Source organism: Chromobacterium vaccinii, assembly GCF_001855275.1.
In the GTDB taxonomy this organism is placed as follows: domain Bacteria; phylum Pseudomonadota; class Gammaproteobacteria; order Burkholderiales; family Chromobacteriaceae; genus Chromobacterium; species Chromobacterium vaccinii.
Genome location: NZ_CP017707.1, coordinates 625,313 through 643,824 on the forward strand (window position 1 = coordinate 625,313; position 18,512 = coordinate 643,824).

2 protein-coding genes (1 of these 2 cut by a window edge) are annotated in these 18,512 nt (G+C 69.1%); both read right to left on the minus strand.

The annotated features are described in order from the left end of the window. On the minus strand, positions 1–14,199 hold the full coding sequence (locus BKX93_RS24440) for an SDR family NAD(P)-dependent oxidoreductase (protein ID WP_070978676.1): 14,199 nt from the start codon (positions 14,197–14,199) through the stop codon (positions 1–3). Continuing rightward, positions 14,196–18,512, minus strand: partial view of an SDR family NAD(P)-dependent oxidoreductase gene (locus BKX93_RS24445; RefSeq protein ID WP_070978678.1) — the end only. 11,163 nt of this gene lie beyond the right edge of the window; only the last 4,317 of its 15,480 coding nucleotides appear in the window; the start codon falls outside the window, past its right edge — the gene reads right to left on this strand; the stop codon is at positions 14,196–14,198. Before BKX93_RS24445 ends, BKX93_RS24440 begins: the two co-directional genes overlap by 4 nt.

The window sequence follows — 18,512 nt, forward strand, 5'->3', positions numbered from 1 at the left end:
TCAAACCAGGTTCTTCAGCAAGCGCGCGCCTTCGGCGGGGCTCAGCGTCGAGTCCTCTATCCGGCCCAGGGTTTCCATCAGCCGGGACAGGCCGTCAACTTGAGGCGCGGCCGATTCGGCGCGGCCTTGAACGGTTTCCGGCAGCCAGTACTCGTCCCGGGCGAACGGATAGCCCGGCAACTCGATCCGGCGCGGTTCGCGCCCGCGGTACAACCCGCGCCAATCGATATCGAAGCCTTGCATCCACAGTTCCAGCAGCTTGGTCTGCCTGCCGGCGGCCGCCCAGCCCGCGATCGCGCTCTTGATGTCCTCGTCCTGCAGAACCCGCCTCGAGCCCTCCGGTCCGCGCTGCGCCTGGCCGCGCCAGACGCCGTCGACCACACGCTCCTCGTCGGCATAGCCGCTGAGCATCGCGATCAGCTGTTCCGGGGATTCCGCCGCCAGGCCCAGCCGTTCCTCCATCGCTTCGCGCCCCACTTGCAGCGTGTAGGCCAGAGCCGCCAGATCCACCTCCTTGCCTGATGCGGCGAGGTAGTCTCGCAACTCCCGCGCCTTCTGCCTCAGCTGCTCCGGCGTGCGCGCGGACAAGGGCAGCGCGGCGATGCCGCCAACCGGCGGCCCCGCCGGGCGCGCGGGGCTCTGGACCCGGTATTCGCCGACGATCACGTGGGCGTTGGCCCCGCCGGCTCCGAACGAGGAAATGCCGGCGATGCGCGGTCTCTCCCCTCCGCCCACTATTGGCCGGTTCCACGCCGCCAGCTCGCGGTTGACCTGGAACGGGGTTTTGTCGAAGCGGATATGCGGGTTCAACGTCTGCGCGTGCAGCGACGGCGCCAGTTGACCATGCTTGATCTGCAGCAGCACTTTGCTCAGCCCCGCCACGCCAGCCGCCGCCTCGCAGTGGCCGATGTTGGATTTCACCGAGCCGATCGCGCAGAAGCCGGTATCGGCGGTGTCTTGGGCGAAAGCCTGTTGCAAACCGGAGATTTCGATGGGGTCGCCCAGCTCGGTGCCGGTGCCATGCGCCTCGATATAGCTGACGTCGCGGGCGCTGATGCCGGCCTTGTCCAGCGCGCGGCGCACCAGCTCCGCCTGCGCGGCCGGATTGGGCACGGTGAAGCCGTTGGTTTTGCCGCCATGGTTTACCTGGGTGGCCAGGATCACGCCGTGGATGATGTCGCCGTCGGCCACGGCCCGCTCCAGGGGCTTGAGCAAGACCACGCCGACGCCCTCGCCCGGCACGAAACCGTTGGCCCCGCCGCCGAAGCTCTTGCACTTGCCGTCCGCGGACAGCATGTGCTGCGACGACATGTCGGTGAAGCTGGTGGAATGCAGGTACAGGTTGACCCCGCCGGCGAAGGCCAGATCGCAATCGCCATTGGCGATGTGCTCGCAAGCCTCATGCAGCGCGGTCAACGAGGACGAGCACATGGTGTCCACCGGCAGGCTGGGGCCGTTGATGTCCAGGAAATAGGACAGCCGGTTGGCCACCGAGGCGAAGGAGGTCCGCGGCCAGAACTTCTCGTCGTTGCCGTTCAGCGGCCGATGCAGGTTGTAGCCGGCGCGGGTGATGCCGGCGAACACGCCCACCCTGCCGCCGAAACGCTCTCGCAGGTCGCGACGGGTATAGCCGGCGTTCTCCAGCGCGTGCCAGGCGGACTGCATGAACAGTCGCTCCTGCGGGTCCATGTTGTAGGCCTCGCGCGGCGGGATGCCGAAAAACAGCGTGTCGAACTCGGCGAAGCGGTCGACAAAGCCCCCCCACTTGCAGTAACTGAGGCCCGCGTCCACAGCCCTCTGCTCGTCCGGCTCGTAAAACCCGGCCAGTTTCCAGCGCCGCGCCGGGATTTCGCCGACGCAGTCGTCGCCGTTTTTCAGCCGCTGCCAAAAGGCTGCCAGATTGTCAGCGCCAGGATACATGCCGCTGATGCCTATCACGGCGATAGGTCCGCGTCCCGGCTGCTTCGGCGCGATTGCCGGATGCGCCGCCGCAGCGGCAGGCTCCGGCTCGCGCGTCGATGCGGCCGCCGCGCCTTGCCCGCACAGGCGGGTCAGCGCGTCGGCTCGGGTTTGCGCCAGGTGGCCGGCCAGGGCGTCCAGGGTCTGGAACTGGAACAGCAAAGTGCTGCCGATCTCGCCGAAATGCTGCTGCAAGCGCTGATTGACCAGATTGACGATGATGGAGTCGAAGCCGTAGCGCTCCAGCGGCTCGGCCGGGTCGATATGGTTCGGGTCCAGCTTCAGCGCGTCGGCGAAGACCTGGCGGCACAGCTCCACCGCCTTGGCCCGCAACGCAGCCGGATCGGGCTGCGCCGCGGCCGCAGAAGTCAGCGTCGGCGAGGCAGACCCCTCTCCTCCCCCGAACATCGCCTCCAGCCTTCCGCGCTGCGTCTGCAGCAGGTGTTCCGCCAGCGCGGCTATGGTCTGGAACTGGTACAACAGCGTGCTGCCGATGTCGTCGAAATGCCGCTGCAGCTGCTGGTTGACCAGCCCGATCACGATGGAGTCTATGCCGTAGCGTTCCAGCGGCGTCTCGGCGTCCAGCTCGCGCTCGTCTATTTTCAGCGCCTCGCCTATGACCCGCTTGCACAGGGCCACGGCGCCTTCGCGCAGCGACGACGCCGATGGGCGGACGGCTGTGGCGGGCGCTTCCACGCGGGCCAGCTGGGATGTTGGCGCCGCCGGCGGCGGAGTGTCCGGCTCGCGCTGGCGCATCACGCCGTCGCTGACGGCGACGATGATCTGCTGGCCGGCGGCATGCGCGCCGCGGCAAGGGAAATGCACGGCGGAGAAGCCCTCCTCCTCCAGCACCTGCCGCCAGGCTTCGGGAAACAGGCCTGGGGAGCCCGGAATCCGCACCTCGTCGTCTTGGTTCAGCCACCAGCCGTCCAGCAGGCCGAAAGTCAGATGGCCGCACACCGAATGCAGGCTGATTTCGTTCATCAACAGCGCGCCGCCGCGCCGCAGCAGCGCCTTGGCGTTGCGCAGCGTGTTGCGGATGTTGCGGGTGGCGTGGATCACGTTGGCCGCCACCACGAAATCGTAGCTGCCCGGCGCCACATCCTGGCCGGCGAGCGGCTTCTCCACATTGAGCAGCAGCGTGCGCAAGTACGGCGCCCTCGGCGCATACTCGCGCTCGGCGTGGAACAGGAAGGCTTTGGAGATGTCGGTGTAGGCGTACTCCTCGATGCGGTCCGCGCGCGGCGCCAGCCGGTCGAGGATGCCCGAAGTGGTGGCGCCGGTGCCCGCGCCGATTTCCAGCAGCCGCAGCCGCGCGGACGGCTCCGCGGCCAGCCGCGCGTCCACCGCCGCCAGCAGCGTGTCGCGCAGGCCTTGATTGAAGGCCAGCGAATGGACGTCGGTTTTGTACACCCGCTCCACCCACTCCAGCGAGGAGCCCGGGAAGATCACGTCGGTCGCCTTGCGCGCGCCGCTCAGGATGTCGGGCAGCGCGCGGACGCAGCGGTCCACCAGCCGGCACAGCTCGCTGCCGCCGGGCTTGTCCAGCCAGGCCGGCAGCGCGGCATCCCACTCCCGCCACGCGGCATCCAGCGGCGCGTTCTCATCCACGCCGGCCCTGGCGATGATCTTGCGGCTTTCCTCCAACCAGCGGCGCAGGCCGGGCGCGGGATGGGTCGCGCCGCGGATCACGCCGGCCATCAGCCGGATCAGCAGCGGCTCCATTTGCTCGCCCGCCCGGCCCTGAAGGGCCGCGAAAGCCTCGGGCAGGGGCTGGCTGTCGAAATCCGGGAGCGCCGGCAGCGTTGCGCCATGGGCCGGCTCGGCCAGCCATTCGCCGTCCGCGCACAGCCGGGCGGCGGAGCCGCGCGCCACCCGCGATATCGACATCTGGGAGAAATCGCCTGCCAGGAAGGCGTCCAGCGCGGCCATGGCTTCGGATTCCCGCAACGGACGATATCCGCTGGCATGGAAGAAGCCCTTGAGCGCATCGCTCAGTTTGTCGCCGGCGCCGATGTCCCAATAGCCCCAGTTCACCACCTTGACCGCGCACGGCCACAAGCGGGCCAGCTGGCCGGCGAAGGCGTCCTTGAACGCGCAGCCGGCCGCGTAACCGCCCATGCCCGCGCCGCGGACGAAGGAGGCGTTGGAAGAGAAGAACAACGCGAAATCCAGCGCCTCGCCGGCGAAAGCCTGGGCGATGCGGACGCTGATGTCCACCTTGGCGGCCAGCACTGCGCGAAAATCGGCCTCGGACACTGTTTTCAGGCTTTGGTCGAACGCGCCGACCGCCGAGTGCGCCACCCCGTGGATGGCGCCATGGCGACGCTTGATCTCGTCGCGAGCCGCCTCCAGCGCGCCGGGCTGCCTGGCGTCAGCCTGGACGTATTCCGGCCGGGGGCCGAAGGCGGCCAGACCGTCCAGCTTGCGCCGCAACGCCTCGTCCAGCGGCCGGCGGCCTATCCAGACCACCTGCGCGCCGCAGGCGGACATCACATGCCGAGTCCAGGCCTCGCCAATGCCGCCGGCGCCGCCTATCGCCACATATACGCCGCCAGCGCGGTACGGCGTCTCCGCCGGCTGCGCCATTTTGGCCTCCACCAGCTTGCGCGCGAACCACTCGCCGCTGCGCCAGGCGTAGCAAGCGCCCTTGCCTCGCAGCGACAAGCCGCCCAGCGCCGCGACCGCGTCCGCGCTCCAGGTTTGCAAATCGCACAGCCGCAGCGACCAGGCTGGGTAAGCGTCGGCCAAGCTGCCGCACAAGCCCTGAAGGCCGGCGTGGGCCGGATTGGCCGCTTCGGTCCTGTGCGTGGCCAGCGCGCCTATGGTGATCCAGTCCCATTCCAGCGCCTGCGAATCCAGACCGGCGCGCTGCAAAGCCCGCGCGAGGCGCAAGGCCCGCAGCGCGCCGCGCTCCTGATCGGCGATCAGCGACTCCACGGACAGCTCGGCCGCGTCGCCGGCATGCGCCAGCCAGACCAGGCGATCGAAGCGCTGCCCGGCCAAACGATCCGCCAATTCTTCCATTTCGCCGTCGTCGGCGAGAAAAGCGAACGCCGCGGCCGGATAATGCCGCCGCAGCAGTTCGGCTTGCGCCTCGTCCGCGCCCAGCACCAGGGCACGGCGTCCGGCGGACGCGGCGCGGCCGGTGTCGAACAGCCTGTCCCATACCGGCGTCGCCGTCTCCAGCATGTCCTCGTCCGCCGCCTCGGCGCGATCGGCCGGGCTCTCCGCCTTCGCCCTGCCCGCCGCGATCCAGTAGCGCTCCGCGGCGAACGGGTAATTGGGCAGCTCGACGCGGCGCGGCGCCGCGCCGGGATACAGCAGGCTCCAGTCGAAATCCAGACCCTTGGCCCACAACTCCAGCAGCTTGCCCAGCCTGCGCTGGCTCAGCCATTTTTCTACCAGACCGGAGCGAACTTCCGCGTCCTGGTTCAACAGCTTCAGGCTGTCGCGGTTGCGCCTCGCGTCGCCGCGGTGCGCGCCATCCGGCATCGGCTCTCCGGCGACGAAAGACGCCAGCTGCCCGCGCAGCTCCGCCACGCTGGCGGCGAGGAAACCCACGCGTTCGTCCATGGCCTCGCGGCCAAGCTGCAGCGTGTAGGCCAGCTCGGCCAGCTCCGGCTCGCTGACATTCAACGCCGACAACAGATCCGCCGCCTTGCGCCGCAGTTGTTCCTCCGTTCGCGCGGACAACGGCACCATCAGCCTGCCATCCTGGTTCAGAACCTCTATTTCACGGCTCTCCCGCCGCGGCGCCTGGTATTCGCCAAGCACGATGTGGGCGTTGGTGCCGCTGAAGCCGAAGGAGCTCACCGCCGCCAGCCTCGCCCGCCCATCCTCGCCGCGCCACGGGCGCAGGCTGTCGTTGATGTAGAACGGACTGCCGTCCAGCTGGATGTGCTCATTGCGCTGGCGATAGTGGATGGTGGGCGGCAGCTGGCGGTGGCGCAGCGCCTGCACCAGCTTGATCATGCCGGCCGCGCCGGCGGCGGTGAGGCAGTGGCCGATATTGCTCTTCACCGAGCCGATCGCGCAGTAGCCGGCGCGATTGGTGAACGGCCGGAATGCCGCCTTCAGCCCGGCCACCTCGATGGGATCGCCCAGCTTGGTGCCGGTGCCGTGCGCTTCGATCAGGCCGATTTCAGCCGGGTCGATGCCGAAGCGCCGGTAAATCGACTGCAGCAGCTCGCTTTGCGCGTCTTCGTTGGGCGCGGTGATGCCGTTGGATTTGCCATCCTGATTCACACCCCAGCCGCGCACCACGGCCAGGATGCGGTCGCCGTCGCGTTCGGCGTCGGACAGGCGCTTGAGCAGCAAAGCGCCGACGCCCTCGCCCGGCACGAAGCCGTTGGCCCGCTGGTCGAAAGCGTGGCAGCGTCCGTCCGGAGACAGCATGCCGGCCTGGGCAGTCATCACGTGCATGGACGGACCGCCCATCACATAGACGCCGCCGGCCAGCGCCAGATCGCAATTGCCGGCGTTCAAGCTATCGCAGGCGGTGGAGAAAGCCACCAGCGACGACGAGCAGGCGGTGTCTATCGCCAGGCTGGGGCCGCGCAGGTTCAGCATGTAGGCGATGCGGGCCGCCAGGATGGAGCTGGCCGTGCCCAGGAAGCCCTGGGCGCTCAGCCGCGCCTCGTCCGACGGCATCAGGTAGTCGCTGGCGCCGCAACCGACAAACACCCCGCAGCGGCTGCCCGACAATGCGCTCGCGCTGTAGCCGGCGTTTTCCACGCAATGCCAGCCGGCCTGCAGGAACAGGCGTTGCTGCGGGTCCATCGCCTCGGCTTCGGTCGGAGAGATGCTGAAGAACAGCGGATCGAAGCAGTCGTATCCGTCCAAGGCGCCCAGCCAGCGGCTATTGGTCTTGCCGGGCGTCGGCGCGCCTTCCCGGTAGTGTTCGGCCAGGCTCCAGCGTTCCGCCGGCACCGCGGCGACGCAGTCGCGGCCTTCCGCGATATTGCGCCAGAAAGCGTCCACGTCCGCGGCCTTGGGAAATTGGCCGGCCATGCCGATCACGGCGATGGCTTCCGGCGCTTGCCGGCCTTTGGCGGCGGCCTTCGCGCGGCCGGGCTTGCGCCAGGAAGCCAGCGTCGGCGCGGCCTCCTGCGTTGGCGCCGCCGGCTTTTTCCCGGCCGTCGAAACCGGCACGTCCCGGGCCGGCCCCGGCATGGCTTCGGCCACCAGCCTGGCCATCTCGGCCAGCGTCGGGTGGCTGTAGACGCGGGTGGCCTCGATATCCACGCCGTAGCGCTCGTTGATCCTGCGCACCCAGGTGACGCCGGTGATGGAGTCCAGCCCCAGCTCGATGAACGGGGTCTCGTCGTCTATCTCGTCCGGGCCCAGATGCAGCTCCCGTGCCAGCAGCTCGCGCAGCGTCGCCGCCACATCGCCTGAGCCGCCGGAGCGGACGGGCGTAGCCGCTGCCGCGCCGCTCGACTCGCGGCCGGCGAGCAGCTCCGCAAGGTGGCCGGCCAGGGAGGCCAGGGTCGGGTGGCTGTAGACGCGGGTGGCTTCGATATCGGTGCCGAACCTGGCATTGATCTTTCGTATCCAGGTGACGCCGGTGATGGAGTCCAGCCCCAGCTCGATGAACGGCGCGTCGTCGTCGATTTCGTTTTCCCGCAGCAACAGCTCCTGCGCCAGCAGCCCCCGCATGGCGTCGACGATGTCCGCCGCGCCGACTGTCGGCGAGCCGGCCACGCGAACCTCCTGCGGCGGCTCTCCCGCAAAGCGGCTTTCTATGCGCCGCAAGGTGTCGTCGTTGCGCACGAAAGTGGCCTCATGCATGGCCACCTCAAGGCGATAGGCCTCATCGCGGCCTGCCAGCAGCGGCTGCGCCAGCAAGCGCTTGAGACGAACCAGGCGCTCGCGCGGCTGGCTGGCGATGCGGGCGGCCCGCTCCAGCGCGGCGTCCAGCAAGGCGCGGCGCGGCAGCGCCGGCATGCCGCGGCTGGCCAGATCGGCGCCCGACTGTTCGCGCGCCGTCAGCAACGTTTCCCGCGCCAGATCCAGGCCCAGCCGTTCCGGGAATATCAGGGTGGAACCGGCTCCCGGCGTGAAGCCGTAGGACATATAGGGGTTGAAATAGCGGGCCTCTTCCGCCGCCCAGGCCAGGTCGGCGAACATGCCGAAAGCCCAGCCGCCGCCTATCGCATGGCCCTGCATCGCTGACAGCACCGGCAGCGGACACGCCAGGGCCAGCTGGAAGGCCATTTCGTCAGTGAACTGCGCTTGGCCTTTCTGGATAGCCTGCAGGGTTTCACGGGTGCCGCCGGTGGCGAAATAGCCGTCATGGCCGGTCAGCACCACGGCCCGGCAAGCGGGCGCGGCGGCGGCATGAGCGAAAGCCCGTTTCAATCCGTCCACCAGCGCCGGGGTGAACATGTTTTTCGCCTCGCGCTCGCACATCGCCACCAGGGCCACGCCATCGGGGCGGATTTCCAGACTCACCGGACCGAAATCCAAATCGAAAGATTCGGCTTGCGCCGGAGCGGCGCCTGCCGGCTCAACCGGCGGCAAGGCGCTCAATTCCGCATTGCGGCAGGCCTTCCAGTCCCGCGCCAAGCCGCGCGGCCAGCCCCGCCATTGCGAGGCGAGCGCCAACGCGCGCGGCAAGGCGCCGGCGGCATCGGCGATCTCGGCCGCGCCGCACAGCTGCCCCAGCGACAAACCGCTTCGGCTGTCCGCATCCAGGCTCAATTCGCGCGCCGCCTTGCCGCCCAGCCGCAGAGCCGCCAGGCGCGCGGCTTCGTCTTCCAACGCCGGCGCGGAAGCCAGGCCCGCGAAGCCGTAGCGCCCTTCGTCGACAAACACCGCCGCGTCGCACCACAGGCACAGCCACCAAGCCAGTCCAGTCGCATCACCATCGCAGGCGACGATCAGCGGCAAGGGGCTGGCGCGCAAGGCGTCGCGCAAAACTTCCGCCTCGGCCGCCGGCCATTGCCCGGCATCGCCGGACAGCCCGGCCGGCATGCCGGACAGCACGATGGAACGGCAAGCCGGCAGCATGTCCGCCCGGGCATAGGCGGCGCGCAGTTCCGCCGCCATCGCGGCTGGACTCCACTTTTTGCCTGAAGCGGCAGGCACCACCAGCAACGCGCCTTGCCGCAGGCTCTCATCCTCAGCCGGGCTGGCCGCCGCTTCCGGCAGGCCGGCCGGCGCCAGCTCGGCGGCCAGGGCCGCCACCTTGCGCCCCAGATGGGCTTTCAGCAGGCGCAAGGCCTCGGCCGGCTTGTCCGCGAGATCGCGGGCCAGCGCCAGCGCGCGCTCCGCCGCTTCGCCACGGGCCGCGACCGGACACGCCAGCCCCATGCGCGCCAGCTGCGCGCCGCTCGCAAGAGGCCGGCGGTACAGCGTGGCTTCGGCCAGCGCCTCCCCCAGCCGCGCGCGCAGCAGACGATCTTCCGCTCCGCTCGGGAACAGGTCTGCGGCCGGATCGGCATAGCCGTACTCGGCATCCTCGGCCAACACCATGAAATCGCACAGCAAGGACAGCAACCAGCCCGCGCCCACGGCGCCGGCAGCAGGCGAGGCTATCAACGGAAACGGGAAGCGGGCGACGGCCTGAGGCAGGCCGGATGCGATGGCCGCGTCGCAGGTTTCGCGCCCGCCGCGCCAGCTTTCATCGCCTCCGGTCAGCAGCAAGGCCTTCAGCGACGACATCCGGCCTGCCTGCTCCAGCGCGCGGAGCAGCGAGGCCAAGCCGGCTGCCAGGTCGCCGCCCGGCACATCGAGACGGAATATGCCGTCGCCCAAGTCGCGCAACCGATCGCTTTCCCCTGCTGCGCCAGCAGCGGAAACATCGGGCAGGGCCAGCCGCGCCTTGGCTGCTAGCGGCGCGACGATAGGCTCCGCCGCCTCGGAGAGCGCGACGAGGACGGGCTTGCCGCGGTTCGCCGGCAGGGCCGAAACCATAGGAGCGGGGGGGCGCGGCGGCTCGTCCGCGCGCGGCGCCTCTGCCTGCGTGGCCAGCTCGGGCGCGGCGGCGCGGCGGCGCAAGCCCGCCAGCCGGGCGAGAACCTGTCCGCCCGCGTCGCAAAAATCGATATCGAAAACGTCGGCCTCTGCCTGGCGCAGATATAACCAAGCTGCTTCGCCGGGCTCTCCGGACAGCCGCAACTCGGCAAGAGAGAGCGGTTCGGCGCGCAGGCCGGCCATCTCGTCCAGCAACAATGCCGCCATCCGCAGGCCGCGGGGACTCAGCGTCCACTCGCCGCCCTCGTCGCCGGACTGCAGCGCCGCCAGCCGACGTCCCTCTGCGGACCACAAGCCGGACGCAGCGGCTCGCATTCCTGCCCGCAGGCGGCTCAGATCGTGCCGCTCGGCCAGCGGCTCGTCGACCCGCTCGGCATGCAGCTGGCAATGCACGGCCTCGCCGGTATGGATCTCGACATCGACATGCTCGTCGTCGCGCGCCAGCAAGGCGGCGCGCAAGGCATGCTCGCGTCCCGCTCGCGCCGGCTCGCCCCAGCGGATATCGCTCAGCGCCCAGCCGCCCCGGGATTCCGAGGCGGCATCCAACGCGAACCTCGCCATCTCCAGCATCAGCAGCGCCGGCAGCCGCGTGAAGCCGCCAACGGTCTCGAGGAAAGTCTCGTCGCCGGAAAGGCGGGTTTCATAGGCTTGTTCGGCCAAGCTGGAGACGTTGGCGTGCGCCAGCGGGTGCAGGACGGAGCGGGCGGGTTGAATGGCCGCCGGAGCCTGCCAGTAACGCTCGCGGGCGAAAGGGTAGCCGGGAAGGCTGACCAGCCCCGCCCCGTCCGCGCGCAAGCGCTCCCAACCCCAATCCAGGCCTTGAGCCCACAGTTTCGCCAGCTTGCTCAGGTCTGCGGCAGCGATCGCATGCTCCGCTTCGGCTCGCGACTGGGCGTCGGCCTCGTCCAGCGTCAGCATGTCCCTCGACTTGACGCTGCCCCGGAACGTGGCGCGGCCGTCGCGGATAAAAACTTCCAGCAGCGCTTGCAGCTCCTTGCTCGAGGCCGCGACGAAGGCCGCGCGCTCGATCATCGGCTCGCGGCCGCTCTGCAGCGTCCGGGCCAGGTCCCGGATATCGATGCCGCCAGCGCGCAATCGCTCCAGCAGGTCGAGCGCGCGCTGGCGGAGATGCTCCGGCGTGCGCGCCGACAAGGGGGCGATGAAGACCGACTCTGCCGCGGTTTGCGGACCGCGGGCCGGATGATATTCCTCGATGATCAGGTGTGCGTTGGAGCCCCCGGCGCCGAAAGAAGACACGCCGGCGACGCGCGGCAGTTCCCGTCCATCGCGCGCCGGGCGCGCCCAGGGGCTCAGCGTCTGATTGACGACGAAGGGCGTGGACGCGAAATCGATATGCGGATTCAGCCGGCTGGAATGCAAAGACGGCGCAATCGCGCCGTGCTTCATCTGCAGCAGAACCTTGGTGACGCCGGCGATGCCGGCCGCCGATTCGCAATGGCCGATATTGGACTTGGCCGAGCCGATGCGGCAGAAGCCGGCCTGCCTGTCGTCCGGCGCCTCTCCCTCGTAGAAGGCCCGGGTCAAGGCGGCGATCTCGATCGGATCACCCAGCTTGGTGCCCGTGCCGTGGGCCTCGATGTAGCCTACATCGCGCGCGGCCACGCCTGCCTCCGTCAACGCCATGCGGATCACTTCCGCCTGGGCCTGCGGACTCGGCACCGTGTAGCCGTTGGTCTTGCCGCCGTGGTTGAGCGCGCTGCCGCGGATCAGACCGTAGATGTGGTTGCCGTCGCGCTCGGCGTCGGACAGGCGCTTGAGCACCGCCACGCCCACGCCCTCGCCCGGGATGTAGCCGTCGCCGCCCTCGCCGAAGCTCTGGCAATGGCCGTCGCCGGAAATGAACTGGCCGGCGCTCAGCATCAGGTATTTGTTGGGATGCACCGTGACATTGACGCCGCCTGCGAGCGCCAGCGCGGTGCGGCCCTGCCGCAGGTCCTGGCAGGCCAGATGGATGGCGGTCAGCGACGACGAGCACATGGTGTCCAGCGTCAGGCTGGGGCCATGCAGATCAAGAAAATACGAGGTCCGGTTGGCGATGCTCGCCAGGCTGCCGGACAGATTGTATTCGCCGTACATCACGCCGGCGTAAACGCCGACCTGCCCCGCCCGTCCGTTCGCGGTCGCGGCTTGCAAGGCCGCGCGGTTCAGGCCGGCGTCCTCGATGGCCTGCCAGGCGTGCTGCAGGAATAGCCGCTCCTGCGGGTCCATGCCGGCGGCTTCCTTGGGCGAAATATTGAAAAAGCGCGGATCGAACTCGTCCACGCCTTCAATGAAACCGCCCCATTTGCTGTAATGGCGGCCGGCTTCGCCGCGGTCTTCGCTGTAGTGCTCGCGCCAGTCCCAGCGAGAGGCCGGCACTTCGACGATGCAATCGCGGCCTTCGCTCAGATTGCGCCAATACGCGGCCAGGTCCCATGCTTCGGGATAACGGCCGCTGAGGCCGACGATCGCGATGGGTTCGTTCACCGACGACGCGGGCATGGATGGCGCCGCCGACCGCTGAGGCCGGCCGCGGCGCGCCATCGCGGGCGCGGCGGACGGCATGATCGGCGCGGATGTCTCGGGCGCTTGCGCCTCAGGCGCGAACAAGGCCAGCAAGGCCGGTTTTTGCGCCTGCAGGAAATAGTCGGCCAGTTCGTCCAGGGTCCGGTACTCGAAGAACAGCGTCTTGGCCAGGGTGCCGAAGGTTTTTTCCAGCTCGCCGGTCACATTCATCGCCAGGATGGAATCGATGCCGTACTTTTCCAGCGCCGCCCGGCCCTCGATCCGCTCAGGCGGCAGCTTGAGCGCGCCGGCAAACACGCGGCGCAGGAAATCGCGCGTGCGCGCGGCCAGATCGGCTGGCTCGGCCGTCGCGGCCAAGGTCTTCGCCATCGGCTGCGCGGCATGTCCGCGCGGCTCCAGCGCCTTGCGCATCGCAGCGGGATCGCCGTGCATCGCCATCAGCGCGCCCTGCGGCTGCGACAAACAGCGGCGCCATGCCTGGATGCCTTCCTCCGCGCGCAATGAGCCCATGCCGGTGCGCCTGCGCAGCGCGTCCATGTCCGCTGCGTCCACATGCATGCCGCCGTCCAGCCAGTGCGGCCAGGCGATGGCCGCCGTTCGGCCGGAGCGCTCTCCAACAGCCGCCAGACGGTTGCGATAGACCGCGAACTGCTCGAGAAAGCCATTGGCCGCGGCGTAGTCGGCCTGGCCGAGATTGCCCGCCCAGGAGGCGATGGATGAGAACGAAACGAAAAAGTCCAGCGGCAGCGCGCGGGTGGCGCGGTCCAGGTTGCGGCAGCCCGCCACCTTGGGCGCCAGCACGGCGCGGAAGGAATCCGCTGTCTTCTTCAGGATGAATTCGTCCCGCAACAGGCCGGAGCTGTGGATTACGCCATCCAGCCTGCCGTGGCGGGCCAGGATGTCCGCCACCAGCGCGTCCGTTTCGGCGGGATTGGAAATGTCGGCTCGCGCGTATTCCACGCGCCCGAGAGCTTGCAGCTCGGCCAGCAGGGCCTGCTTCGGCTCGGAACGGCCGGCCAGCACGACCGCGACGTCCGCGCCTCGGCTCAGCATCTCGCGGGCGAACAGCCGCCCCAGCCCGCCCAGGCCGCCTGCTATCAAATAAACCCCGCCTTGCCGGAGCGCGTCCGGCGCAGTCGGCGCCTCGTCGATGACGCGCCAACGACGCGCCTGCCTGCCGGAGCCATCCAGCCGGACTGCGACGTCCGACGATCCGCCCCATTCGGCGCGCAGCCCGCGGGCCAGAGCCGCCCCGTCGACGCCGGCGGAAACCAGAACCAGCTGGGCGGCGACCGCCGGGTTCTCCAGCCTGGCCGTTTCGAACATTCCGGCCAGGCCGATCAGCCATTCGGCCTCGTCGCCGGTCGCAACCAGCTGCAGGCGGGCGGGAGACTGGGGGCGGGCCCGCATCAGGCCCCGCAGTGCCTCGAAAACGCCCAGAGCCAGCGCTTCGTAGCCCTCGCCCTCCAGCACCCGGCAAGTCGCCGGCGCCAGTCGCGAAGACAGCGCCTCGGCGTCTTTGGGACCGAAGCCGCGCAGCAGCACCAGCCGCTCGCACGCGTCCTCCCCGGCCCCGTCCGGCGCGACGACCGCTTCCCACTGCGGCGAAGCCAGCAGCGTGGCGAGCGCCTCGCCGCCCTTCCGTCGAAGCGTGGCGATCCGGAGCATGGCATCCTGTTGCGAGAGTTCGCCGCTCGCCAGCGCGCGATAGATACGTTCCAGCTCTTGCTTCATAAGTCCAACCCAGTCAGTTCAACCGCCTGGTCGGCGGAGAGTTCGTTGTTGAGGACGCGCGCGATGATGGCCGCGACGCGGGTCTGTTCGTCGCCGCCCAACGGCCTGGCGGAGAAGCCGCGCATCTCCACGCATACGACGCCATCCCTGTCGCACATATCGATATCACACTTGAATAGCCGTCCTTCCGCGCCGACCGAAACGCGGCGCAGCCAGGCGAACATCACGCGTTCGCAGCCTTTGATCACTCGCATAGCCTCCAGCGCGTACGGCAGCCATGCGCCGTTCTCTCCCGCCCTGTCCGCGATCAGCTCGATGGCGCCTTGCAACGCGCTGTCCAGCATGCCAGGCGGCAGCAGGCAGTCCGGGCCGCCGGCCGGCAGCCGCAGCTCGGCCAACGCCTCGCCGTCTCCCAGATGCAGCGCGGCGATGCCCTGAAAGCTCGCTCCGTAGGCCAAGCCCATCGCGGCGAAGCGCGGATACAGCTCGTCCGGCCCCAGTTCGCCGCGCCGCATGCCGGCGCGGAGGCTTTCCATGTCCAGCCTCCGCGGCTGGGTCTGCGCCTCCGTCACGGCCATCCCCCGGCAGTGCAGCGTTTCCCGGCCATCGGCACCCTCGCTGCGGATCTCGAACGCGATCGCGCCGTCATCGGCGGACGTGAGATCGACAATTGCCTCGACCGCGGCGTCCGCCGCCAGCGGCTGCGACCACACCGCGTGCGCCAAGCTCAGCCGCAGATGGCTTTCCTCCGGCGGCAGGGCGTCGGCCACCGCGGCGCGCGCCATTTCCAGATAGGCGGCAGCCGGCAACACCGGCTTGCCGTTGACGCGGTGGTCTGCCAGGAAGGACTCATCGCCCAGAAAGCGGCTGCGGTAACGCTGCTGATTCAAGTTGGACGCGTTGCGGTGCAGCAGCGGATGCAGCGCGCCGCCTTTTGCCTCCGTTTTGGCCGCCGGGCGGACCCAGTGGCTTTCACGGGCGAAGGGATAGGTCGGCAGCGCCAGTTTCCGAGGCGCGCCTCCTTGATGCAGCGCGCGCCAATCCAGATCCACGCCGCGCACCCAAAGGCTAAGCAACTTGGGCAGGTTGCGCCGCGCCAGCCACTCGCCGGTCAATCGGCGCATGTCCTCGTCGGCGGCGAACAGGCTCAGCGTGTCCTCGTCCAGCCCGGTCGGACTGTAGTGGACGCCGTCCATGCGCCGCCCTGCCAGATAGGCAGCCAGCTGTTCGCGCAACTGCGCGGCCGAAGCGGCGACGAAACCTGCCCGGCGCGGCATCGCGTCGCGGCCGGTCTGCAAGGTATGCGCCACGCGGGCCAGATCGGCCTCGCCATCCGCGAGCCAGGCCAGCAGCGCCTCGGCCTGCTGCCTCAGCTGCTCATCGCCGCGCGCCGACAGCACCACCGCGTGGCTGCCGCTCGCATCGGACATGGCCGGTTTCTCCTGCGGATATTCCGAAATCACCACGTGGGCGTTGGTGCCGCTGAAACCGAACGAGCTGACCGCCGCGACGCGCGGAACATCGCTGTCCCAGCCACGGCAAGCCGTGTTGACGTAGAACGGCGAAGCTGCGAAATCAATGTGCGGGTTCGGCTGCCGGTAATGCAGCGACGGCACCAGCTTGCCGTGGCGCAGGCACAGCAGCGCCTTCACCATGCCCGCCACGCCGGCAGAGAAACCGGCATGGCCGATATTGCTTTTCACCGAGCCCAGCGCGCAGGCTTGCGCCCCCGCGCCGGCGGCGCGGAACACCGCGCTCAGCGCGTCCACTTCGATGGGGTCGCCCAGCGGGGTCGCCGTGCCGTGCGCCTCCACGTAGCCGATGCGGCGCGGATCGATGCCGAAACGGCCGTACACCTGGCGCAGCAGCCTCTCCTGCGCATTGGCGCTCGGCGCGGTGATGCCGTTGGTCTTGCCGTCCTGATTGACGCCGGAGCCTTCGATCACGCCGAGGATCTCGTCGTTGTCGGCCAGCGCCCGGGATAGCGATTTGAGCAGCAGCACGCCGCAGCCCTCTGAGAACACGATGCCGCCGGCCTCGGCGTCGAAGGCAGCGCAGCGGCCGTCCTTTGACGGCATGCCCACCTGTGAGGTCAGCACGTGGCCTATCGGCGTGGTCAGCAGATTGATGCCGCCGGCGAGCGCCATCTCATTTTCGCCGTTGCGTATGCTTTCGCAGGCGAGGTGCACCGCCACCAGCGATGACGAGCAAGCGGTGTCCACCGCAATGGCCGCGCCTTTGAGGTTCAGATAGTAGGAAATCCGGGCCGCCAGTATCGCGCTGGACGTGCCCATGAAGGCGGCGCCCGCGCCGTCCCGTCCCGCGTCGCGCAGCACGCGCCCATAATCGCCGGACGCGCAGCCCACATAGACGCCGCAGCCCGCGCCCGACATCGCGCCCGGCGCATAGCCGGCGCTTTCAATCGTCTTCCAGCATTCCTCCAGGAAGATGCGCTGCTGCGGGTCCATCAGCTCTGCCTCCGCCGGCGAGATGCCGAAAAACAGCGGATCGAACAGGTCGATGCCATCCAGCAGGCCGGCCCATTTGGAGTAAGAGGTGCCCGGGTGGCGCGGATCGGGGTGGAACCAGGCCGCGCGCTCGCCCCAGCGCGCTTCCGGAATCTCGCCGATGCTGTCCACGCCCTGGCTCAAATTGCGCCAGAACGCGTCGGCGTCGGGGCTGCCCGGATAACGGCAGGACATGCCGATCACGGCGATTTTCTCCGCGTATCCGGTCTGCGCCGGAACGGCCGGCAGCGCTGGAGATTCGCGGCCGCGCAAGGCCTGGGCCGATACCCGCCGCAGGCTGATCGCCTCCATCGACGCCACAGCCTCGCCCGCCGCGTCGAGCAGGACGAAATCGAACTCGAAAGCGTCGAACGCGCGCGCGCGCAGCCGCGCCAGGCAGCGGTATTCGCGGTCGTTCAGCGCCCCGGCCACGCTCACCGCGCCTATCCGGTGCGGCAGGAACTGGTCGTCGCTGGCGCCGTAGTGCCGCGCCGCCAGATGGCCCGCGTGGTTGATCACCGTGCACAAGCCGCCGTACAGCGCGAAGGGACTGGCCAAGAAACGGTAGCCATGGTCGGCGACGCGGATCTCGCCGCGCGCGGCCTCCTCCCCGAATGTCAGCGAGCGCAGCGGCGCGTAGCAGGCGCCGACGTTGGTCGGAATTTCGTCCGCGTCGAGCGTCGCCAATTCGGCGAAACCGTTGTCCTCCACCCGCATCGGCGCGGTCTCGGCCGGCGCGATGAAGCCCTGCATGTGCAGGCGGTCTCCGGCGGTTTCCAGCGAGTCGCCTGAGCGCACGAAGAACTGCAGGCCATCGCCGCTGCGGCGGAAAACAATGCGCGCGTGGCGCTCGCAGCCGGGTTTTCCCAGCAGCGGATTAGCGATGGCGATCCGCTCCAACCTGACAGCGGGCGCGTCGAAGTGGCTGCGCAGGGCGCTGAGCACCAGTTCGATATACGCGTCGGTGGGCAGCAGATGTTCGCCGAACACCACGTGCTCGCGCAGGCAGACATTGCTTTCTGGGCTGACGCGCCAGGACACTGCGCACTCGCCCGTGGCGGCGAAGTCCCCCTCGCAGTCCGCGCTGTGGAAATACAGGTCCCGCAAACTATCGTCGCGGCGCTGGCGGAAAGGAAACCCCGCCTCGGCTGGCGCATTTCCGACCGGGGCCGCCGCGCCTAACTGTCCAGCCAGATAGGCGGCCAGAGCCTTCAAGTCGGGATAGTCGTAGATGCGCGTCGCCGACAGCGATACGCCGTAGCGGCTGTTGAGCGCCTTCACCCACTCGACGCCGATGATGGAGTCCAATCCCAGCTCCATGAACGAGCGACCGGCATCGATGTCGCCCGGCTGCATCAGCAGCGCCTCAGCCAAGCTGGCTTTCAACTCCTGTTGCAATCCAGCCGTGTCGACGCGCTCCGGCGCGGAGGCGACTGCGGCTGCCACGGCATGCGCAGCAGCCGGAACGGCTTCGGGAACGCTGTCGCCAGCCAGTTGCGGATGCAGGAAGGCGGCCAGGGCCTTCAGGTTCGGGTAATCGTAAATGCGCGTCGCCGACAATGCGACGCCGTGCTCGCGGCTTATCGCCTTCATCCATTCCACGCCCAGAATGGAGTCCAGACCCAGCTCGGTGAAGGAGCGGCTGTCGTCCAACTCGTCCGGCCGCATCATCAGCACCTCGGCCAGGCTGGCCCGCAACTGGCGGCGCAACAGGTCCGGCGCGGATGCCGCAGGCGCGGCCGCAGCCTTGGCGGGAATCGGCGCAGACATGCGGGCCGGCTCGATAGCCGCCGGAACAGGAGGCTG